Here is a 21858-nt window from a genome sequence, read left to right as displayed (position 1 = left end):
CGGAGCGAGCTTAACCAATCCGATTTTTCATAACTACTGACGGGGCGTATAAATATGCATCGGTTCCGCCGCAAGATATCGCATCAACTCCGCCACCTGGCTGGCGATCGCGGAGGCAATTTCGCCCTGACGACCGCGCTGCTCCTCGTGCCACTCGTTGCTGCTGCCGGCGGCGCGATCGATTATGTCGACGCCTCACTGGAACGGACCCGGCTCCAGGACACGCTTGATGCCGCGATCTTGAGCGCCGTGTCCAAGCCTGACCCAGCAAGCCAGCGTGATGAAGCAGAACGCTTCCTGGCGAACGCCGTCAGCAGCGATACCGACCTGCAGAGCGCATTGATCGTGACGGCCAATCCAGACGGCAGCCTGACGGGCATCCTGGCCAGCAAGGTGGACACCAGGTTCCTGTCGGTCGTCGGCATCAAGAGCATGGACATCAAGGTGCGGTCGACGGCCATTGCGGTCAAGGCGGAGCAGTTCTCCGACACCTGCATCCGCGTGCTCGGCAACCAGCCTACGGCGGTCCTCATCAACACGGGCGCCAACGTCAAATCCAAGAAATGCGCCGTCGAGGTCGCCTCAACGCAAAACCCCGCCTTCACCATGAACAGCGGCGCGACGATTGCCACCGCCGACTTCTGCGTCGCTGGCACAAACTACCTCAAGAACGGCGGCACGCTGAGCAACCTGAAGACAGGCTGCAACATCTCGCCTGACCCATACGCCGGCAAGATCCCCGAACCCGCCGTGTCCGCGACCTGCACGAGCAGCGGCGTGAGAAACGAGCCCGTCGTGGAACTTGCGCCCGGCGTCCATTGCGGCACGACCTTCCACGGCACGCCGGTCATCACCTTCAAGCCCGGGCTCCACATCATCAAGGGGCGGATGATCCTCAATACCGGCACGACGGTGATTGCCGAAGGCGTCACCTTCTATTTCCCGGATACCGACAGCGAAATCCGCGCCAATGGCGGGCTCAGCTTTACCGCCAGCGCGCCGACGAAGGGTGTCTACAAGGGCATCCTGATGTTCGAGAAGACGAGCGACCCGGCCAACAATGCGCGCAAGCAGCAGTATATCTTCAACGGCTCCCTGGGCGAGAACCTGAGCGGCGTGATTTACCTGCCGAACCGCGATGTGGTCTACAACTCGAAGACCAACCAGGAGAGCAAGATCTCGTTGGTGGTCAACACGATCATCATGAACTCGTCGCAGTGGCAGATCGAACCTTATGAGGGTATCGGCGGGACATCCGAGATCAAGGCTGTCCGACTGGTCAACTGACGATCAACGCTGGCGCACCGCCCTTGCGAGCGCCAGCGGCATCAATGCCGAGAGGAACAGCAGGCGCAGCACATGGTGCGCCCCGACATAGGTGGGATTGGCATCAAGCATCACCGCCATGGCGGACATGGTCTCCAGTCCGCCCGGTGCAAAGGCGATCAGCGCTGCATCGAGCGGAATATCGAGCATGTGCGACACGCCAAAGGCCGTTGCGACAGCAATGAAGGTCACGGCGACCGTGGCGACTGCACCGGCAATCGCAGCCTTCTTTACCTCGGCAAGTGAGACCCCGCTGAAGCGGGTGCCGATCAAGGCGCCAAGGATGACATAGGTCGGGATCAGCAGCCAGTTCGGCACCGCGCCGCTGGCAAAGCCGGTGACATGGGTTGCGATCGACACGAAAACACCGCCGAGGAGAAGTGCTGCGGGAAGCCGCAGGCGCAGGAATAACGCGCCGAGCGCAACGGCCGCGACAAGCGACCCGATCAAGACCGGCAGGCTCATCACCGGCACCGCCAGGATCGTGCCGCTGTCGACGAGATCCAGAACCGTAACGATGATCGGGGTAATGATCGTCAGCGCCAGCACCCGCACGCTTTGCGCGATGCTGACGGTCCGCACGTCGCATCGCGTTTCTGCCGCAAGGCTTAGTACATAGCTCAGATGTCCCGGCGAGGACGCCAGGAGCGAGGTGACGCGGTCATAGCCAAAGAGGCGCTGCAGCAGCGTCGAACTGGTGAACAGCAGCACCGTCATCGTCACCAGCACCATCACGAAGCTCATCGGCCAGGTGCGCGCCGCGACGATGACTTCCGGCGTCACCGTCGTTCCCATGGACACGCCGACGATCACGAAGCAGACGTTGCGCACGTTCTGCGGCACCGCGAGCCTGAGCCCGGCAAGGGAGGCGAGCGTCACGGCGATGGCGGGGCCGATGAGATAGGGCGCCGGGAACGAAATCAGGATGGCCAGCAAGGCGCCTGCAAAGCCGATCGCAGCAGTCAGCGCGAAAGCTCGCAGTTCCGAAGGAGACATGGGCGCAGGTCCGAAGGGCATTGGGAAAAACGACCGGAGAAACCCGGCAGGATGCCGCTTCTTCTATTGAAAAGAAGATTCGGGTCAACCTTCACACCAAGCGGGAACAAAAAAGGCACCGCCGAAGCAGTGCCTGTGGAAAGGGATTGTAGCGCGCCTCAGGCGGCGGGTGCTGCGATCTTCGGCGCGCGCAGGTCATCGAGGCCCAGCAGGAAGTTGATCTGCGGCCGGGCCTTGACGAGATCGTCGATCGTGTATTCCGCGAGCACGTCGAAGAAGGCGCCGAGCGCCTTGCGCAACGCCGCGTTCAGGCCGCAGCTATCAACCAGCGGACATTCCACTGCGCCGTCTTCGAAGCATTCCGCCATGGCGAAGCTGTCCTCCGTCACCTTCACCACGTCGAACAGCGTGATGCGTTCGGCAGCACGGCCAAGCTTGACGCCGCCATTGCGGCCGCGCACGGTCTCAACGAGACCTGCCTTGGTGAGTGGCTGGAGAATCTTGAACAGGAAGAGTTCGGATACGCCGTAAGCCTTGGCAATTTCCGGAATGCGGCTGAGATGCCCGTCATTGGCCGCGCAATACATCAACATCCGCACGGCGTAATTGGTCTGCTTCGTCAGGCGCATTCTGTTCTCCCGAACCTTGTAGAGGTTCTATATAGAGGGTCAGCTAGTTTTGAACAATTCCAAAATAAGAAAATCTGCATCAAGTTTGGCGCCTGCGACAACGCACGAGTCGTGAGCAATGGCGGGGGTTCCCGGCGCGATGGCGCGAACTCGCATGTTGTGCGAAGATAGGCGATGTTATCGCCCGATCTGCACGAGGTCCTGACCGTACTTTATAAGGCTGGCGCCTCACGCGTGCCGGCCGAGGAACTGGACTGGAACAAGGAGATGACCCCTGCCCTCAACCATGCGCTGACAATGCAATACATCGTGCGGCGCGACACACGGCACGGGCGGCTGTTCTCGCTCACCGAGGCGGGTTACGCCGCCATTGGCCAGGAAGCTCCTGCCCATCTGTCGATATCCCGCGCTTTCAGATCGATATTCCGGATCGGCGGCGGATCGCCTGACTAATCTTCGGTCTCAGTTGACCATGGTGATGGCAACCAGTGCCGGAATGATGACCGCGGCCAGCGCAAAGCTCAGTATCATCGCAAGCTTGGTGAAATGAGCGCGGCGTGCGCGCCTCTCGTCCCACTCGTATACCACAATACTCTCCCCCAACGCCTACTCCGCAGCCAAGTTAGATCAGTCTGCGGCTAGGTCAATGGAAAGGTATAATCATACCGAGCTTGCCTGAGGATTGTGTGGATAAGCTCACCCTAAAAAAGAAAAGGCCTCCGAAGAGGCCTTTCCGAGAACTGTTGCCGTTACTTCATCGTCGGCATGACGAATTCCGCACCGTCCTTGATGCCGGACGGCCAGCGCGCGGTGATCGTCTTGGTCTTCGTCCAGAACTTGATGGAGTCGGTACCGTGCTGGTTGAGGTCGCCGAAGGACGAGGCCTTCCAGCCACCGAAGGAGTGATAGGCCAGCGGAACCGGGATCGGCACGTTGATACCGATCATGCCGATGTTGACGCGGCTTGCGAAGTCGCGGGCGGCATCGCCGTCACGGGTAAAGATCGCAACGCCATTGCCGTATTCATGCTTCATCGGCAGGGACAGGGCTTCTTCGTAGTTCTGGGCGCGAACGACGGAGAGGACAGGGCCGAAGATCTCGGTCTTGTAGATGTCCATGTCCGGCGTGACGTGGTCGAACAGCGTGCCACCTACGAAATACCCGTTCTCATAACCCTGCAGCTTGAAGCCGCGGCCATCGACCACGAGCTTGGCGCCTTCCTCGACGCCACGGTTAATCAGGCTGTTGATGCGGGCATGTGCTTCCTTGGTGACGACCGGACCCATGTCGGCCTTTTCGTCCGTGTACGGGCCGATCCGCAGCGACTCGATCTTCGGCGTCAGTTTCTCCACCAGGCGGTTGGCGGTTTCTTCGCCAACCGGAACCGCGACCGACACCGCCATGCAGCGCTCGCCGGCCGAACCATAACCCGCGCCCATCAGCGCGTTGACGGCCTGGTCCATGTCGGCATCGGGCATGATGATCATGTGGTTCTTAGCGCCGCCGAAGCACTGGGCACGCTTGCCGTTCATCGCGGCCGTGCCATAGACGTAGCGCGCGATCGGCGTGGAGCCGACGAAGGAAACCGCGCCGATATCCGGATCCGTCAGGATCGCATCAACGGCTGCCTTGTCGCCATTGACGACATTGAGAATGCCAGCCGGAAGCCCGGCTTCCATCATCAGTTCTGCGAGCCGGATCGGCAGGGACGGATCACGCTCGGACGGCTTCAGGATGAAGGCGTTGCCGCAGGCGATTGCCGGCGCGAACATCCACATCGGGATCATGCCCGGGAAGTTGAAAGGCGTGATGCCTGCGCCAATACCGACCGGCTGGCGGATCGAATACATGTCGATCTGCGGGCCGGCGCCTTCAGTGAATTCACCCTTGGAAAGGTGCGGAATACCGATCACGAATTCGCAGACTTCTAGGCCGCGGATGATGTCGCCCTTGGAGTCTTCTACCGTCTTGCCATGCTCGCTCGAAAGCAGCGTCGCCAGTTCGTCCATGTTCTGGTTGAGGAGGTCTACGAACTTCATGAACACGCGGGCGCGGCGCTGCGGATTGGTCGCAGCCCATTTCGGCTGGGCTTCCTTGGCATTCTCGACCGCTGCGCGGATTTCCGAGACGCTCGCCAGCGCGACCTTCGCTTGAACTTCGCCCGTTGCAGGGTTGAAAACGTCTGCGGTGCGGCCGCTGGTGCCGGCAACCCGCTTGCCGCCGATGAAATGCCCGATCTCGCGCATGGTGATGCTCCTCCTGATAATGGCTTTTGTGGCTGCAGAGGATACTCTGCGGTTTGCACAAGGCAACGCTGTAGTTTAAGCATCCGTTGTGCAGAATTCGACATCAGGAGTGGGGCGTGAACTGGGATGATGTGCGTATGTTCCTCGCCGTTGCGCGTGCGGGGCAGATCCTGGCGGCGTCACGACGGCTTGGCATCAACCATGCAACACTTGGCAGACGCGTCACCGCGCTTGAGGAGGACCTACGCGTGCAGCTACTGGTGCGCCGCACCAACGGCTGCGAACTGACGGCTGAGGGGGAAGTGTTTTTTCGTGCCGCAGAGCGCATGGAAACCGAGATGCTTGCCGCCCAGGCCAGCACGGGCCGTGTGGATGCGGCGATCTCCGGCACGATCCGCATCGGAGCACCGGACGGGTTCGGCGTGTCGTTTCTGGCCTCGCGGCTTGGGGCGCTGACACATCGACATCCCGAACTGAAGCTGCAACTGGTGCCGGTGCCGCGGTCGTTCTCGCTGTCGCAGCGGGAGGCGGACATCGCAATTACCATCGAGCGGCCGGAGGAAGGGCGGCTGGTGTCGTCCAAGCTCACCGACTACACGTTGGGGCTCTACGCGTCACGATCCTACCTCGACGCCGCCGGGCGGCCGGAAACTGTCGAAGCGCTGAAGGACCACAGCCGGATCGGTTACGTGGACGACCTGATTTTCTCCCCTTCCCTCAATTTTACCGGCGAAGTGATGCGGGATTGGGATCCGCGCTTCGAGATTTCAAGCGCGATCGGCCAGACGGAGGCTGTCCGTTCCGGCGCGGGGATTGGCATTCTGCATGATTATGTGGCGCGCCAGCATCCGGAACTCGTCCGTATCCTGCCGCAGATCGTCATCCGGCGATCCTACTGGACAACCTATCACGAGACGACAAGGAACCTGGTGAGGCTGAGGACTGTCGTTGATTTTCTCAACGAACTGGTTCGGCGGGAGGCAGAGATTTTCGTGTCCGAACCTTCGGACCACGAGACGGCGTGACCGGCCGCCGAAGCGGCCGGGCCAGAATTCAGTTCGGCAGGAACTGGGAAACCGGAACGCGAAGGGCTGCAGCGATGCGCTTCAGCTTGCGCGGATCGGCATCCGAACCGTTTTCGATCCGGATGATCTCGTCACCAACCAGACCCGTGGTGACGGCCAGTTCATCAATGCTGTAACCCACGGCACGGCGGGCTTCATTAACGGCGTTAGCAATATGCTTCGGCGAAATCTGCGTTCCTCCCTTGGAGGAAAGCTTGTTGACTGAAATGGTCATAGATCCATGTCCTTCTTAAAGCGACTGCCGCAAAACGGCAGGTGAAGGTGGGCGATAGCCCGTCGTGCGAGCTTATTAATGAGGCGCTCGCAGGCGCAAATGTAGGCAGGTATGCGCCCCGAACAAGGGCGGATGCTGCGACCCACGACATTGTGTCCGCTTCTGGGCGAGGCAAATACATGCCGGTAGGTTGGCCGAGAACTCTCTAGATCGGCGGGAAAATAAGAGAGTGGTACGGTTGGGTGGAGTTGAACCACCGACCTCAGGTGCCACAAACCTGCGCTCTAACCAACTGAGCTACAACCGCACAAAGCGCTCGTCGCGCCTTCGGGGGGTCACATACGGCGATCGGCTTGTTTTTGCAAGCCCCTTTCACCGAAATCGACGTGGCTGGATTTCTCCAGCCCCCGACCTGTTAGGAGACCTTGAAAGAGGCCATTGCCTTTTCGGCAGCTTCCTTGCCAGGCTTGGCAACGTCTTCCGCAATCTTGCGGGTAATGTCCTGCATGGCCTTGGCCTGCTCGACCGTGGTTTCAGCCTGGCGACGGAAGAACGAGGTCTGCAGCTCGATCAGTTCGGAAACCGAACGGACACCAAGCAGGGCTTCCATGTGGCTGAGCGACTGGTCGGCATTGGTGCGAAGCGCGTCGATCGCCTTCAATCCAAGTTCAACAGAACCAGCCTGTGCCGTCTGTACTGTGGATTCAACCGTCTTTGCGGCTTCCTCGGCAGCAGTTTTCATCTTAGCATAGGCGTCGCGCGACTGAGCTGCACCCTTTTCGGCGAACTCGCGAAAACCTTCAGTAAACTTCGACGGGTCGAAGGCAGAGAAGGAAAAGACATCGTCAGTTCTATATGCCATCGTTTTGGTCCTTGTTGTTGTATTGTTTGGCAGCGGCCAAGATCACATGCCTTATATATAGACCACGTTATTGTGCATTGCAATATCGTTGTGCACTGCACAAATCCGGCGCGTTAACCTTGTCGCCGGTTTCGCATGCCCTACCCTCGACCAGAAGCCGAGGCACAGCTATTAACAAAGGGTTAAATGCCGCCGCCCGTCGGCTCTGAACATCAAGGTCTGGCCATGTCCGTCGTACAGTACCCGTTCATAGACATTGCCGTTCACGAGCGTATCCGTGACCGCTTCGCCGCCGGCGATGCCCTTGTTCTGTTTTCGGCCGATCTCACGACTGCCTTGTGGGCGAACGGCCGCGGCGCCGAACTCTTCGGTTTTTCCGCGATTTACGACCTGCTCGAGCAGGGCCCGAAGCGCGCAGATGTGGCTTTCCGGCAGTTGGAGGCGGCAGCCCGTCAGCTTGGCCAACCGGGCGACAGCCGCAGCTTCACCATCCGTATCGCATCCGGGTTCCAGCGCGTGCCGGTTCAGGCGTCCTGCGAACTGGTGGAGATCCATGGCAAGCCGGCGCTGCTGTTCGGCGCGCCGGTGGATAAGCTCGCCCGCCCGCGGAATGCCGTGGCGGCAGAGATGATCAAGGGGTTCGACGACCCCGACACCCACATGGCGGTAATCGACGCCGATGGCACAGTTCTCGCGTCCTCGCCGGATTTCGACGCGCTGCAGATCAGCGCGCAAACGACCCGGATGCTGGCGACCATGGCGGGAAGCGAACCGAGCCGGCTCGTGAAGCGCCCGATCCCGACGATCAAGGGTTACCTGCCGGCGGCGCTTGGCAAGCTCTCTGATGATCCGGCGCTGCATCTGCTCTTTACCGTGGAAGCCGTCGAGGGACGCTCCACGGTGGAAGCTTCCTATGAGCAGCCGGATGAAGCGCCCGCCGCACCGACGCCGGAAACCTATGCCGACGCCATCAGTGCAGTCTCCGAGATCGAAGAGGCCGACGAGCCCGAAGAAGAAATCTCGCTTGATGTCGCCGTGCCGGTCGAAAGCGATCCGGAGCCGGCTGTTGCCGTTGAGGCGCCGAGCGAGGAGCCTCCGGTAACGGCGCGAGCCCCGGAACCTCAAGCCGAGGCCGTTGAAGCTGGCGAAGAACCGGTCGCGGCGAAGCCGGCAGGCTTTGTTTTCCAGCCTGGCGCGCGCGCCACGCGTTTTGTCTGGAAGATCGACGCCGAGGGGCGCTTCAGCGAGGTATCGAGCGAGTTCGCCGAAGCGGTCGGTCCGCATGCGGCTGACATCAACGGCATGGCCTTTACCGATCTCGCCTCGCTTTTCCATCTTGACCCCGACGTCAAGGTGGCGGAACTCCTGAGCAAGCGCGATACCTGGTCGGGCAAGACGATCTGGTGGCCGGTCGAAGGAACGGCGCTCGTCGTGCCGGTCGATCTCGCAGCCCTGCCCACCTATACCCGCACCCGGGAATTTGACGGCTTTCGCGGTTTCGGCATCGTGCGGCTTGCCGATGTCGCCGAAGACCCGAATGCCATCGGCCTGACGCTCTCCCCTTCCCTCGAGCCCGAGGGGATTGAGGAAGCGGAACCTGCGTCCTCGGAAGCGCCCGAACATCCGCCTTTCTCCTTCGAACCGGAAGACGCCACAGACGAACTGCTCGAGTCGCACGCTTCGGATGAAACTGTCGAGGCACCGGTAGAAGACGCGGCTGCCGAAACCGAAGTCGATGAGACTGCCCCGGCGCCGGACGTAACGGACACCGAGACCGAAAGCCAGGCTGCGGAGCCGACCGAAGAGGCTATCGACGAGGTTCATGAGGAGCCGGCGAGCCCGCACCAGTCCGGTCGGCAGATCCCGTCGCTGCTGGACTGGCCGCAGGGCGAGCGTCCGGCGTTGCGCATCATCGAAAATCCCGGCCGGCGCACGTCTGACAAGATCATCAAGCTCGAAGAGCACCGCACGAACCGTGGTGATGGCCTGAGCCCGGTCGAGCAGGCGGCCTTCCGCGAAATCGCACGGCAGCTCGACAGCGTCGTGCATCGGGAACCGGACGAGCCCCAAGCGCCGGAAGAGCCGGTTTCCGTCGCGGATGAAACGCGGACGGACGCACTCACGCCTGATCCGACACTGGATGAAAATATCGCGCCGACTGACACCCCTGCCGAACCCACCGAAGACCCGGTAGAGGACACGGCACGGGAAGCACCGGTGGAGCCGGAAGAAGAGATCGAAGCGACAGCTCCCACCGAGGAGCAGCAGCCGAGCGCGGGAACCGAAGAGGCCTCCGAGCCGGAAGCGGTGAACCCGACCGAAGACGAAACGGTCGAGGAGGCGAGCGCCGACATTACGCCGGAGATCGAGGCGAGCGAAGAACTGTCCGACCAGGAATTGCTGCGGCAGATGATCCCGATGCGCGAGCGGATCGGCCTGTCGGCGGAGATCATCGACCAGATGCCGGTGGCGCTGCTCGTGCATAGCGGCGACGTGCTAATCCACGGCAACCCGGAATTCCTGCGTCTGACGGGATATGCCTCGCTGGACGACCTGATCGAGATCGGCGGGCTGGATGCGCTGCTGCAGCGGCAGGATCTGGAAGGCAAGACGGCGCAGGCTGGCGGCATGGTTGTCGTCCGCGCCGATGACGAGCTGGTTCCGGTCACTGCGCGGCTGCAGTCCGTTCGCTGGGATGACACGACGGCACTGATGCTGGCGCTGATGCCGGTTGCAACCGAGGGCGCGCCAACCGATGGCGGCGACGGCGCTGCCGAGGTGATCCCGCTCCGGCCAGACCGCTCGGCCGACCAGATGCAGCGCCTGCAGGTCGAAGTGGAGGAACTCCGGGCGATCCTGGAAACTGCGACTGACGGCGTCGTCATCATCGGCGCGGAGGGCGATATCCGCTCCATCAACCGGGCGGCCAGCGCGCTCTTCAACTACGACAATGACGAGATCACCGGCAAACCCTTCGTCACGCTCTTTGCCCATGAAAGCCAGCGGGCGATTGTCGATTACCTGAGTGGCCTATCGGGCCACGGCGTCGCCAGCGTCTTGAACGACGGGCGGGAGGTGATCGGCCGCGAAGCCAATGGCGGCTTCCTGCCGCTGTTCATGACGATCGGCAAGCTGACCTCCTCCAACGGCTACTGCGCGGTGATCCGCGACATCACCCAATGGAAGCGCACCGAGGACGAGTTGCGGAGCGCCAAGCGGGCGGCAGAGACAGCGAATGCCCACAAGAGCGAGTTCCTCGCGCATGTGAGCCACGAGATCCGTACGCCGCTCAATGCGATCATCGGTTTCGCCGACATGATGGCAACCGAGCGCTTCGGTCCTGTCGGCCACCCGCGTTACATCGAATATGCGCATGACATCGGGCGGTCCGGTCGCCACGTGCTCGACATCGTCAACGATCTCCTGGACATCTCCAAGATTGAGGCCGGTGAACTGGATCTCGATTTCGTCGCCGTGGGCTTGAACGAAACGGTGTCCGAGGCAGTCTCGATCGTTCAGCCGCAGGCCAACAGCCAGCGGGTCATCATCCGCACCGCGCTGTCGCACACGGTGCCGCAGGTGGTTGCAGACCTTCGGTCGGTAAAGCAGATCGTGCTCAACATCCTCGCCAACGCCATCCGCTTTACGCCGTCCGGCGGGCAGATCGTCGTCTCCACGGCTTATGAGGCGAATGGCAGCGTGGTCCTTCGGGTCCGCGATACCGGCATCGGCATGACGCGTTCTGAACTCGAGCTCGCGATGAAGCCGTTCCGCCAGATCGGTGCGGCCCGCAACCGGGGTGACGGCACCGGCCTTGGCCTGCCGCTGACAAAGGCGATGGTTGACGCAAACCGCGCCGCCTTTTCGATCAGTTCGGCACCGAACGAGGGCACGCTGGTGGAAATTACCTTCCCCTCGCCGCGCGTGCTTGCCACCTGAACGGCGACGTAATCTTCAGCGAGATCAATCCTAGCGTGTAGGGCATTCCAAAAGAAAGGCAGCGAGAGCTGCCTTTTAAAGTTTATGCTGTCCAACGAGGTCGGAGGGGAGACATCATGTCCATGGAAGCTCGCGGCTTACGCGATCTTCCATACACCGGATGGTCCCATGTTGCTCCACTTTTGGCCGCCAAACCTTAATGAAGCGTTACCGCTGCACCGATTGGGAACGGCCAAGCCGTATCCTGCGCCAGAACAGGACGATCAGGTCTTCAAAGCCTCCAGCCCGGCGTAAAGGTCCAGCGCTTCGGGGTTGGCGAGCGCTTCCTTGTTCTTCACCGGCCGGCCATGCACGACGTCGCGTACGGCAAGCTCGACGATCTTGCCTGACTTGGTGCGAGGAATATCCGCCACCTGGATCACCTTCGCCGGAACGTGGCGCGGCGATGCACCAACGCGGATGCGCGTCTTGATCGCCTGCGTCAGCGCATCATCCAGCACATGGCCGTTGGCGAGGCGGACAAACAGCACGACACGCACATCGTCTTCCCAATCCTGGCCAATGCAGATCGCTTCCGCCACCTCTTCCATCTGCTCGACCTGATTGTAGATCTCGGCGGTGCCGATCCGCACGCCGCCCGGGTTGAGCGTCGCGTCAGAGCGGCCGTGGATGACGATGCCATCATGCTCGGTCCATTCGGCAAAGTCGCCATGGCACCATACATTGTCGAAGCGCTCGAAATAGGCTGACCGGTATTTCTTGCCGTCGGGGTCGTTCCAGAACATCACCGGCATGGAAGGGAATGCTTTGGTGCAAACCAGTTCGCCCTTTTCGCCCCGCACCGGCTTTCCGTCATCATTCCAGACGTCGACCGCGAGCCCAAGCCCCGGCCCCTGAATCTCGCCGCGCCAGACCGGCTTCAGCGGGTTTCCCAGCACGAAGCAGGACACGATGTCGGTTCCGCCCGAGATCGAGGCCAGATGTACATCCGGCTTGATGCCTTCGTAGACAAAGGAGAAGCCCTCTGGCGAGAGCGGCGAACCGGTAGAGGTCAAAAGCCGCAGATCCGAAAGATCATGCGTTTTGGCGGGTACGATGCCGCCCTTGCGCACCGCATCGATATATTTGGCGGAAGTCCCGAACACGGCGAACTTCTCATCCTGCGCATAATCGAACAGCACATTGCCATCTGGTGCGAACGGCGAGCCATCGTAGAGGCAGAGCGTAGCGCCGACGGCGAGGCCCGAGACCAGCCAGTTCCACATCATCCAGCCACAGGTGGTGAAGTAGAAGAGCTTCTCGTCGGGCACGATGCTGCAATGGAGCCGGTGCTCCTTGAGGTGCTGCAGCAGCGTTCCGCCAGCCGAATGCACGATGCATTTTGGCACGCCCGTGGTTCCGGATGAAAACAGGATGTAGAGCGGGTGCGCGAAGGGCAGCGCCTCATAGATGATCTCGCCGGCCTGATAAGGCGCCGTGAACTGCTCCCAGGTGCGGCCGTCCGGAAGCGCGGCGGCGAGCGACGCGGCATCGCCGGCATAAGGCACGACCAGCACCGGCGCCTTCAGCACTTGCGAAACCGCCCTCACCTTGGTCGAAATGTCCTGAAGCTTGCCATTGTACCAATAGCCGTCGCAGGTGATGAAGAGCTTCGGGTCGATCTGCCCGAAGCGGTCCAGCACGCCCTGTTCGCCGAAATCGGGCGAGCAGGAAGACCAGATGGCGCCGATCGAGGCGGCAGCGAGCATGCAGGCCACGGTCTCGGGCATGTTCGGCATCATCGCGGCAACGCGATCACCCTTTCCGATGCCAAGCGCCCTGAACGCCTGCTGCAGCCGCGACACCTCGGCGCGCAGCTTGTCCCACGACCATCGGTAGCTGACCTTGTCTTCCCCACGGAAGATCAGCGCGTCGCCGGCACCGGTTCCAGTCAGCAGGTTCTCGGCGAAGTTCAGGCTGGCGTCGGGAAAGAAGCGGGCCGCCAGCATGTCGTCGCCGTAGTCCAGCGCCCGGTCGCCCTTCTCGCCCCTGACGCCGCAGTGGTCCCACACCGCTGACCAGAATTCGGCACGCTCGTTGATCGACCAGGCGTAAAAGCTATCGTAGTCAGGAAAGTCGCGCCCGTACCGATCAGATGCCCAGCGCATGAACTGAAAGAGCGGCGCCTTCTGCTGCGCTTCCGGTGACGGGCTCCAAAGCGGCCCTTCCTTGCTCATTCCATTTCCTCCCAGAAAACTTATGGCTCGGCGCGTGCTGCGTCGTGTTCGTCGCGGATCCGGCGCATTTCCGTTCGCTTGGTTGTCAGCGAGGCAAGGATCACGCCGATCGTCACCAGCCCGATCAGGATCGTGCAGATGGCGTTGATTTCCGGTGTCACCCCAAGCCGCACCTGGCTGTAGATCTTGATCGGCAGCGTGGTCGCACCCGGCCCGGTGTTGAAGCTTGCAATCACCAGGTCGTCCAGCGACAGCGTGAAGGCGAGCATCCATCCGGCCAGCACAGCCGGGAAGATCAGCGGCAGGGTGATCTTGAAGAAGGTCTTCACCGGCGGACAACCGAGATCAAGCGCCGCCTCCTCCAAGCTGCGGTCGAACGTCATCAACCGCGACTGCACGACAATCGCCACGTAACACATGGTGAAGGTGGTATGGGCGATGGTGACCGTCCAGAAGCCACGGTCGACATTGAGCGCCACGAACAGCAGCAGCATCGAGAGGCCGGTAATGACTTCCGGCATCACCAGCGGCGCATAGATCATCCCGGAAAACAGCGTGCGCCCGTAGAACCGCTGGTAGCGCGTGAGCGAGAGTGCGGCCAGTGTTCCGAGTACGGTGCCGATGGTCGCACTCAGCACGCCGACCCGCAACGTCACCCAGGCGGCGTCCATCAGGCCCTGGTTCGACCACATGGTGCGATACCAGTTGAGCGAGAAGCCGCCCCAGACCGTGACCAGCTTGGAGGCGTTGAAGGAATAGATCACCAGGATGACGATCGGGATGTAAAGGAAGGCGAATCCAAGCGTCAGCACGGTCGCGTCGAAGCGGGAAGACTTCATCCTAGACGACCCTCTTCTGCTGGTTCTGGAAGATCGCGATCGGCACCACGAGCAGGATCAGCAGGATCACCGCGACGGCGGATGCAAGCGGCCAGTCACGATTGCCGAAAAACTCGGTCCACAAGGTCTTGCCGATCATCAGCGTATCGGCACCACCCAGGAGGTCGGGAATGACGAATTCTCCTGTGATCGGGATGAAGCAGATCATTGATCCGGCGATGACGCCCGGCAGCGACAGCGGGAAGGTGATCTTCCAGAACGCCTTCCACGGCGGGCAGCCAAGATCGCTTGCTGCCTCCAGCAGTGTCGCATCCATCTTTTCGAGTGCTGCGTAAAGCGGCAGGACCATGAACGGAAGATAAGAGTACACCATGCCTATGAAGACGGCGATGTCAGTGCGGAAAATCTGCACCTGGTCATCCGGACCCATAAATCCGATTGCCTGCAGCAGCAGGGTCAAGAGACCATCGGGCTTCAGGATGCCGATCCACGCGTAAACACGGATCAGGAACGAGGTCCAGAACGGCAGGATCACCAGCATCACCAGCGTCGGGCGCAGCGAGTTTGGCGCGCGTGCCATGGCAAGCGCCATCGGATAACCGATCAGGAGCAGCAGGAAGGTCGAGATCAGCGCGATCCGCAGCGACGACAGATAGGCCTTGATGTAAAGCGGGTCGCTGGTCAGGAAGAGGTAGTTCTCCAGATCGAGCTTCGACGCAAAGTCGCCGAAGGCATCAAAGCCTTTGAAGACCGGCGTGTAGGGCGGCATGGCGATGGCCGTATCCGACAACGAGATCTTGAAGATGATCAGGAAGGGAGCCACGAAAAACAGCAGCAGCCACAGATAGGGCACGGCCACGACCAGCCAGCGCGCCATGTGTGAGCGATGTGCCGATGGGTGGGCCGATGTCGCAGAAGCGCTCGCCATCGTGTTTCTCCGTCTACCGCGTCAGCACGATGCCGGCGTCACGCGACCAGGTGAGCCAGACCATGTCGCCGAAGGTGATCGGCCGGTCCACCAGTCGCGACACGTTGGCCTGCGCGGCGCGCACAATGCGCCCGTCTTCCATCCGCACCAGGAAGACGGAAAAGTCGCCGAGATAACCAATATCCCATACCTCGCCGTAAAGCGCGTTGACCGCCGTTTCCGCCGGCTTGTCGAGCGAGATACGCACCTTTTCGGGGCGGATGGCGAAGGCGACCTTATCGTCGGCAACGGCTTGCGAGCCCGTGTCGACCGCAACCTGCAGACCGTCGCTGTCGATGCGCAGCACGCCCGGCAGACCTGCCGCGTCTTCCCGATGCCGCACCGTGCCTTCAAGGATGTTGATGTCGCCAATGAAGTCCGCCACGTAACGGCTGTTCGGCGCCTCGTAGATTTCTGCAGGCGTCGCTACCTGCATGATCTCGCCCTTGTCCATCACTGCGATGCGGTCCGACACCGTCATCGCCTCTTCCTGGTCGTGCGTCACGATCAGGAAGGTGAGACCCAGCGTGTGCTGGATGTCCATCAACTCGAACTGGGTTTCCTCGCGCAGCTTCTTGTCGAGCGCGCCGAGCGGCTCGTCGAGCAGCAGCACCTTCGGCCGTTTTGCAAGCGAGCGGGCAAGCGCCACGCGCTGCCGCTGACCACCGGAAAGCTGTGCGGGCTTGCGCTTCGCAAACTGCTCGAGCTTCACAAGCTTCAGCATTTCCTGGACGCGCTTGGCGATGTCGGCCTTCGGGAGATTGTCCTGCTGCAGGCCAAACGCGATGTTCTTTTCCACCGTCATGTGCGGGAAAAGCGCGTAGGACTGGAACATCATGTTGGTCGGCCGGCGGTAAGGCGGCACGCCAGAGATGTCCTTGCCCTGGAGGAGGATGCGGCCTTCGGTCGGCTCCTCGAAGCCGGCCAGCATGCGCATCAGCGTTGTTTTTCCGCAGCCGGAGGGGCCGAGCAGCGAGAAGAACTCTCGCTCATAGATGTCGAGGGTCAGGTTGTTGACGGCGGTAAAGTCACCAAAACGCTTTGTGACATTCTCGAACCGTATGAAAGGTTCGGCTGTGGGATCCGTCCAGGGTGAGAATTTGCGCTTTACCGGTCCAAGCGACTTCGCCATGCCCTACCCCGTCTACCCCTATATCTCAGAACAGGTCCGGGCAGGTGGTGTCACCTGCCCGTGTCCCCAGCATCAGCTACCGGTCTTGATCTGCGTCCAGACGCGGTTGAGAACACGCTGTTCGCGCGGTCCATAGGGCGAGATCGTGAAAAGCTTCTTCACGACATCTTCCGGCGGGTAGACGGCCGGGTTCTCCAGCACTTCCTTGTCGAGGAACTGCTGCGACGCGAGGTTGCCGTTCGCGTACTGCACGTAGTTCGAAGACTTGGCGATGACTTCCGGCTTCATCATGTAGTTGATGAATTCATGCGCTTCGGCAACATTCTTGGCGTCCGCGGGGATCGCCAGGTTGTCGAACCACATATAGGTGCCCTCCTTCGGGATCACGAACTCGACCTCGACGCCGTTGTTGGCTTCTTCGGCACGGGTCTTGGCCTGCAGGACGTCACCCGACCAGCCGATCGAGATGCAGCTGTCGCCGTTCGCCAGTTCATCGATATAAGCCGAGGCGTTGAAGGTGCGAACGAAAGGACGGATCTTCTGATAGACCTCGCCACCGGCTTCCAGGTCAGCGGTTTCCTTGCTGTCCGGGTCCTTGCCGATGTAGTTCATGGCGATTGCGAAGGTTTCGTCTGAGGCATCAAGGATGTTGATGCCGCAGGACTTCAGCTTTTCCGCGTTTTCCGGCTTGAAGATGATGTCCCAGCTATCGACCGGCACGTCGCCGAGCGCGGCCTTCACCTTGGCGACATTGTAGCCGATGCCGGTCGTGCCCCACATGTAGTTGACGGCATATTCGTTGCCGGGGTCGTACTTGGCCAGGCGCTCTGTGACGAGCGGCCACATGTTTGAAAGGTTCGGGAGCTTCGACTTGTCGAGCTTCTGGAAGACGCCGGCCTGGATCTGGCGGGCAAGGAAAGGACCGGTCGGCACGACGACATCATAACCGGAGCCGCCGGCAAGCAGCTTGGTTTCTACGATGTCGTTGTTGTCAAAAACGTCGTAGACGACCTTGATGCCGGTTTCCTTGGTGAAGTCGGCAAGCACCGACTCATCGATATAGTCGGACCAGTTATACACATGAACCACCCGTTCCTGCGCAAAGGCAGCCGTTGCGGCAATGGTTGTCGCGGCAACGGCAGCCGCTAGGCTGAGCAAATGGCTTTTCATGATCTCTCCTGTTCCAGTTATTTGGCGATGCGCCCCTTACCCGGCCCGCATCCGCAATCTTCGTCTTTTCCCAAAGACTAGAAAGCTTTGACGCCGCCCACAAGCAGAATTTGGCGCGTGTACACTACTGGAAATCAAAGGCGCTGAGACCGGTCACCATCTCGTCAAGACCAAGCGGTCGCGTGACCGGCGGCTCCGCCCGCGCAAGGCAGCCCTGGCGCTCGCAAAGGCGGCAGGCCGTGCCGGCCAGAACCGTGCCCGAAGCGCCAACAACGGCATCGCCATAAACCGTGGCCTCAGCACCATCATATTCGCAGCCGAGCAGGATAGCCGTGCGGCGGATACGCTCGCCGAATCCAGCCTGTGGTCCTTCCAGCGAGCGCGCCACCGTGAGGAAGGTCGTGCCATCCGGCATCTCGACGCGATCGACCAGCACCTGTCCCGGCTGGGCAAAGGTTGAGTGAATGCTAAGCTTGACGCAGCCGCCACCGAACTTCGCCTGCGGGAAGCCTTGCGCGCCCGCGCGACGGATGACGTTGCCGGCGTGATCGACCTCCATCAGGAAGAACGGGACACCGGCCGCACCGGAGCGCGCCAGCGACGTAAGGCGCGTCGCGGCCTGCTCAAACGACACATCAAACCGCGCCCGCAGCAGATCGATGTCATATCGCAGCCGCTGGGCCGCGCTCAGGAAGGCACCATAAGGCATGAGCAGCGCATGTGCCGCATAGCGGCCAAGTTCGAACCGAGCGATGCGCCTCGCTTCATTGCTCGACAGGGAAAGTTCATCCAGTTCAGCGGCAATCTCGGTCTTGAAGGCCAGCAGCGCCACCTCCATCGCCAGTTCGCGTGTCCGGTCGAAGGGCGACAGTCGCTCGGAGATGAACAACCGCATCGAGTGACGATCGTAACGGCGCCGCAGGTTCGGCATGGCGTGCACCGGCAGTGTGCGCACCACGATGCCGTGCTGGCTCTTGGCCCAGGCTTTCAACGCACCGGCCAGATCGTCGCCGGGCGCAAGCTGGGTTGAGAAGGCTTCCGCTGCATCCTCGATCCTGCCGAAGAAGTTCGGCCGCCGCTCCAGCGCCTCCCGCACCTCGTCGATCGGCAGGCGGGTGCCGGCAATCGACGGCTCATGCCCTTCGCGCGCAAGCAGGTCGGACAGGTCGGAGAGCCGCGCGGCCTGCTCCCGATAGGCGCGGTAGAGCTTGATGAGGCCAAGCCCGGCATTGGGCGCCGCCTCCGCCACATCGATGATCTCCTGGTCACCGGGAATTTCGCCAGCAAGCAGCGGATCGGTGAACACCTCCCGCAAGCGCCCTGCAAGCCCGCCGCCCTCATCCTGCAGAGCGTCAAGGTCGATCTTGTAGACGGACGCCAGCTTCAGAAGCAGTTGGACCGTGAGCGGCCGCTGGTTGCGCTCGATCAGGTTGAGATAGGAGGGCGAGATACCCAGTCCCTCGGCCATCGCGGTCTGCGTCAGGCCAAGCCCCAGCCTCACCCGTCGTACCCGCTGACCTGCAAAGATCTTCCGCTCCGCCATCGCCGCTCTCTTTACAACTCGTCCAGCTTCTTCTTTGACTATCGTGACAATTTTACAATCTCCACTGTCAAAGGCAAGACATCCTAACCCGTTTCACAGCCACGAAATGCAATCATTTCTGGCACTTCGGCGTTCTTGTTGTAAATTCCGTCACAGCGAAACACGCAGACGAGTTTTACAGGAGGACCAGACATGACCGACTTTTACAACCTGATTGAAGGCGCTCCCCAGGGCCGCTACGACTGCATCGAACGCCCCTATTCGGTTGAAGACGTCAAGCGCCTGCGCGGCTCTGCCCAAATCCGCTATTCGCTGGCAGAAATGGGCGCAAACCGGTTATGGGAGTTGCTGCACCGCGAAGACTTCGTCAACGCGCTCGGCGCGATGACCGGCAACCAGGCCATGCAGCAGGTTCGCGCCGGCTTGAAGGCGATCTACCTTTCCGGCTGGCAGGTTGCGGCCGACGCCAACACGGCGTCTGCCATGTATCCGGACCAATCACTCTATCCGGCCAATGCTGCACCTGAATTGGCACGCCGCATCAACCGCACGCTCCAGCGCGCCGACCAGATCGAGACCGCTGAAGGCAAGGGCCTGTCGGTCGAGACGTGGTTCGCACCGATCGTTGCCGATGCAGAAGCTGGCTTCGGCGGGCCGCTCAATGCGTTCGAGATCATGAAGGCCTTCATCGAGGCTGGCGCTGCGGGCGTTCACTTCGAAGACCAGCTGGCGTCCGAAAAGAAGTGCGGTCATCTGGGCGGCAAGGTGCTGATCCCGACGGCTGCGCATATCCGCAACCTTACGGCCGCACGTCTCGCCGCCGACGTCATGGGCGTCCCGACGCTCGTCATCGCCCGAACCGACGCAGAAGCCGCCAAACTGCTGACATCCGATATCGATGAGCGCGACCGGCCGTTCGTTGACTACGATGCCGGCCGCACCGTCGAAGGCTTCTACCGTGTCCGCAACGGGCTCGAGCCCTGCATCGCGCGTGCCGTTGCCTACGCACCTTATTGCGACCTCATCTGGTGCGAGACCTCGAAGCCGGATCTCGAGCAGGCGCGGCGCTTTGCCGAAGGTGTCCGCAAGGTCCACCCGAACAAGATGCTCGCTTACAACTGCTCGCCGTCCTTCAACTGGAAGAAGAACCTGGATGACGCGACGATCGCCAAGTTCCAGCGTGAGCTCGGTGCGATGGGCTACAAGTTCCAGTTCATTACGCTCGCCGGCTTCCACCAGCTGAACTACGGCATGTTCGAACTGGCCCGCGGCTACAAGGACCGGCAGATGGCAGCTTATTCGGAGCTGCAACAGGCCGAGTTTGCGGCAGAGGTCAACGGTTACACCGCCACCAAGCACCAGCGCGAGGTCGGCACCGGTTACTTCGATGCGGTCTCGCTGGCCATCACCGGCGGCGCGTCCTCGACCACCGCGATGCATGAATCGACCGAACACGACCAGTTCCGCCCGGCGGCTGAATAACCAGGCGCCTTTAGGACAAGCAGCACTCAAGAACCCCGAATAATGAGAGGAGAAATGTCATGAACATCAACACGCCGATCCGCACCCAGGTCAAGGAACGCGCCGAGGAGCAGGCAAGCACGATGACGGAGGAGCAGCAGGCTGCCATCCGCATGCTCGCCAACGACCTCCATCGGCTCAACCACGCGATCATGAAGGCGGTCGAGGCAGGGGTCTCGGTGGAGCTTGTCCGCTCTGCGCGTCACCATGGAGGCGACGGCCATTGGGGCGACCTGATGATTCCGGTCGTGGTCACGAACCGCATCCAGTAGCTACGGCCTGCGCCCGGCGAAAAGCTCGGCGCGGTCCCTGACAAACCTCACCATGCGATCGACCACCGTGCGGATTTCCCGCCGGTGGCGATCGTCGTTGTTCATGACGATCCACTGCCGGTGGCGCAGACTTTCGATCTCGCCGCCAACCCGCTCCAGCCGCATGTCCTGATCGCCCACGAAACAGGGCAAAACCGCAGTGCCCGCTCCGCCAAGCGCAAGATCCCGCAACGATCGCGCCCGGTTGACCGTCACCACGATCTGATCCGCCCGCTCCTGATGCGGCCAGCGCAGGTAGGCCGAAATCGCATCCTCTTCGGCGACGGCAAGCCAGCGTTCCGCGGCGGAAGGCTGGAGGTTGCGGGCACGATAGGCGGCATAGGCAACTTCGCCGAGCTTGGTCGCCGCAAGATTGGGCTCCTCGGGCTCAAAAGCGCGAATGCCAATATCGCTTTCACGATGCGCGAGGCTCGCACGCCGTTCGGCAATGTAGAAGTCGAGCCGCAAGTTGTCGCGTTCCGAACAGATGGCGGAGGCGTTGCGGCTGAACATCCAGGCGAGCCAGGTGCCGCAGGCGACCCTGACCAGGGGCGACCGGGCGCCGTCCTGCTTCCAGCTTTCGATGCGGCGCGCCGCGCCTTCCATCTCCAGGATCTGGGACATCAGCGCCGATCCATCCGGGGTCAGCCGGTAGCCGGTGCGGCTTCGCAGAAACAGCGGGCGGCCGATCGTTTCTTCCAGCTCCAGCATGCGCCGGCCGATCGTCGCCGGGCTCAGGCCCGTTGCAACTGCCGCGCCCGACAGTCCTCCCAGCCGCGCGACCTGCAGGAAAAGCTCGTAGGCATCCCAGCTGATGTTTTTCACAGGTGAAAAACATAGCCGGAATTCTTTGCTACAGGAA

Annotated in this window: 19 protein-coding genes and 1 tRNA gene; 6 read left to right on the top strand and 14 right to left on the bottom strand. The window is 61.5% G+C overall.

The window, feature by feature from the left end; translation table 11 throughout:
• Positions 1–54: 54 nt before the first annotated feature.
• Positions 55–1287, top strand: coding sequence for a TadE/TadG family type IV pilus assembly protein (locus tag CYG48_RS01425; RefSeq protein ID WP_118848756.1), 1233 nt, complete (start codon positions 55–57; stop codon positions 1285–1287).
• 3 nt (positions 1288–1290) lie between these two features.
• Here CYG48_RS01425 and CYG48_RS01420 read toward each other — a convergent pair whose 3' ends face one another.
• Both CYG48_RS01420 and rirA read right to left on the bottom strand, forming a co-directional pair.
• Positions 1291–2322, bottom strand: coding sequence for an AbrB family transcriptional regulator (locus tag CYG48_RS01420; RefSeq protein ID WP_118851418.1), 1032 nt, complete (start codon positions 2320–2322; stop codon positions 1291–1293).
• Between the two features lie 158 nt (positions 2323–2480).
• Positions 2481–2951: an iron-responsive transcriptional regulator RirA gene (rirA, locus tag CYG48_RS01415; protein WP_118848755.1), complete on the bottom strand. Its 471-nt coding sequence runs from the start codon at positions 2949–2951 to the stop codon at positions 2481–2483.
• Positions 2952–3125: 174 nt separating this feature from the next.
• On the opposite strand from rirA, the gene CYG48_RS01410 reads away from it, so the two are divergent.
• Positions 3126–3404 carry a hypothetical protein gene (locus tag CYG48_RS01410; RefSeq protein WP_118848754.1) on the top strand — a complete coding sequence of 93 codons (279 nt, stop codon included), beginning with the start codon at positions 3126–3128 and terminating at the stop codon, positions 3402–3404.
• Between the two features lie 9 nt (positions 3405–3413).
• On the opposite strand, the gene CYG48_RS22745 is transcribed toward CYG48_RS01410, so the two are convergent.
• Together CYG48_RS22745 and CYG48_RS01405 are read right to left on the bottom strand one after the other, a co-directional pair.
• Complete coding sequence (locus tag CYG48_RS22745; protein ID WP_256371644.1) at positions 3414–3539, bottom strand: hypothetical protein; 126 nt, start codon at positions 3537–3539, stop codon at positions 3414–3416.
• 161 nt (positions 3540–3700) lie between these two features.
• Positions 3701–5197: a CoA-acylating methylmalonate-semialdehyde dehydrogenase gene (locus CYG48_RS01405; RefSeq protein ID WP_118848753.1), complete on the bottom strand. Its 1497-nt coding sequence runs from the start codon at positions 5195–5197 to the stop codon at positions 3701–3703.
• Positions 5198–5313: 116 nt separating this feature from the next.
• Here CYG48_RS01405 and CYG48_RS01400 point away from each other — a divergent pair, with 116 nt between their 5' ends.
• Positions 5314–6222, top strand: coding sequence for a LysR family transcriptional regulator (locus tag CYG48_RS01400; protein ID WP_118848752.1), 909 nt, complete (start codon positions 5314–5316; stop codon positions 6220–6222).
• 28 nt (positions 6223–6250) lie between these two features.
• Here the strand turns inward: CYG48_RS01400 and CYG48_RS01395 are convergent, their stop codons facing one another.
• From CYG48_RS01395 to CYG48_RS01385, 3 genes are all read right to left on the bottom strand, one after another.
• Positions 6251–6496 carry a helix-turn-helix domain-containing protein gene (locus tag CYG48_RS01395; RefSeq protein WP_118848751.1) on the bottom strand — a complete coding sequence of 82 codons (246 nt, stop codon included), beginning with the start codon at positions 6494–6496 and terminating at the stop codon, positions 6251–6253.
• A gap of 230 nt (positions 6497–6726) precedes the next feature.
• Positions 6727–6803: transfer RNA gene (locus tag CYG48_RS01390), tRNA-His, on the bottom strand.
• 108 nt (positions 6804–6911) lie between these two features.
• Complete coding sequence (locus CYG48_RS01385; RefSeq protein WP_118848750.1) at positions 6912–7358, bottom strand: phasin; 447 nt, start codon at positions 7356–7358, stop codon at positions 6912–6914.
• Positions 7359–7583: 225 nt separating this feature from the next.
• On the opposite strand from CYG48_RS01385, the gene CYG48_RS01380 reads away from it, so the two are divergent.
• The gene (locus CYG48_RS01380) at positions 7584–11297 is read left to right on the top strand and encodes an ATP-binding protein (protein ID WP_118851417.1); all 3714 of its coding nucleotides are present in this window, start codon (positions 7584–7586) and stop codon (positions 11295–11297) included.
• Between the two features lie 263 nt (positions 11298–11560).
• Here CYG48_RS01380 and CYG48_RS01375 read toward each other — a convergent pair whose 3' ends face one another.
• From CYG48_RS01375 to CYG48_RS01350, 6 genes are all read right to left on the bottom strand, one after another.
• A complete protein-coding gene (locus tag CYG48_RS01375; RefSeq protein WP_118848749.1) occupies positions 11561–13513 on the bottom strand; it encodes an acetoacetate--CoA ligase in 1953 nt (650 codons plus the stop codon).
• Positions 13514–13533: 20 nt separating this feature from the next.
• The gene (locus tag CYG48_RS01370) at positions 13534–14352 is read right to left on the bottom strand and encodes an ABC transporter permease (protein WP_118848748.1); all 819 of its coding nucleotides are present in this window, start codon (positions 14350–14352) and stop codon (positions 13534–13536) included.
• A 1-nt stretch (position 14353) separates the two neighbouring features.
• Positions 14354–15280, bottom strand: a complete 927-nt coding sequence (locus tag CYG48_RS01365; protein ID WP_199925184.1) for an ABC transporter permease subunit — start codon at positions 15278–15280, stop codon at positions 14354–14356.
• Positions 15281–15293: 13 nt separating this feature from the next.
• Positions 15294–16451 (bottom strand): ABC transporter ATP-binding protein, encoded by a 1158-nt coding sequence (locus CYG48_RS01360; protein WP_118848746.1) that lies wholly within the window; start codon positions 16449–16451, stop codon positions 15294–15296.
• A 72-nt stretch (positions 16452–16523) separates the two neighbouring features.
• The gene (locus tag CYG48_RS01355) at positions 16524–17621 is read right to left on the bottom strand and encodes a polyamine ABC transporter substrate-binding protein (RefSeq protein WP_118848745.1); all 1098 of its coding nucleotides are present in this window, start codon (positions 17619–17621) and stop codon (positions 16524–16526) included.
• 124 nt (positions 17622–17745) lie between these two features.
• Positions 17746–19164, bottom strand: a complete 1419-nt coding sequence (locus CYG48_RS01350; RefSeq protein WP_118848744.1) for a helix-turn-helix domain-containing protein — start codon at positions 19162–19164, stop codon at positions 17746–17748.
• A 192-nt stretch (positions 19165–19356) separates the two neighbouring features.
• Here CYG48_RS01350 and aceA point away from each other — a divergent pair, with 192 nt between their 5' ends.
• Together aceA and CYG48_RS01340 are read left to right on the top strand one after the other, a co-directional pair.
• Entirely contained in the window at positions 19357–20646 is a 1290-nt protein-coding gene (gene aceA / locus CYG48_RS01345; protein ID WP_118848743.1) for an isocitrate lyase, read from the top strand.
• A gap of 59 nt (positions 20647–20705) precedes the next feature.
• Positions 20706–20957, top strand: coding sequence for an SMc00767 family acetate metabolism repressor (locus CYG48_RS01340; RefSeq protein WP_118848742.1), 252 nt, complete (start codon positions 20706–20708; stop codon positions 20955–20957).
• Here CYG48_RS01340 and CYG48_RS01335 read toward each other — a convergent pair whose 3' ends face one another.
• Complete coding sequence (locus tag CYG48_RS01335) at positions 20958–21821, bottom strand: LysR family transcriptional regulator (RefSeq protein WP_118848741.1); 864 nt, start codon at positions 21819–21821, stop codon at positions 20958–20960.
• Between the last annotated feature and the right edge of the window lie 37 nt (positions 21822–21858).

This window comes from Neorhizobium sp. SOG26 (assembly GCF_003491345.1).
GTDB lineage: Bacteria > Pseudomonadota > Alphaproteobacteria > Rhizobiales > Rhizobiaceae > Neorhizobium > Neorhizobium turbinariae.
This window is presented reverse-complemented; position numbering and strand designations above follow the sequence as displayed.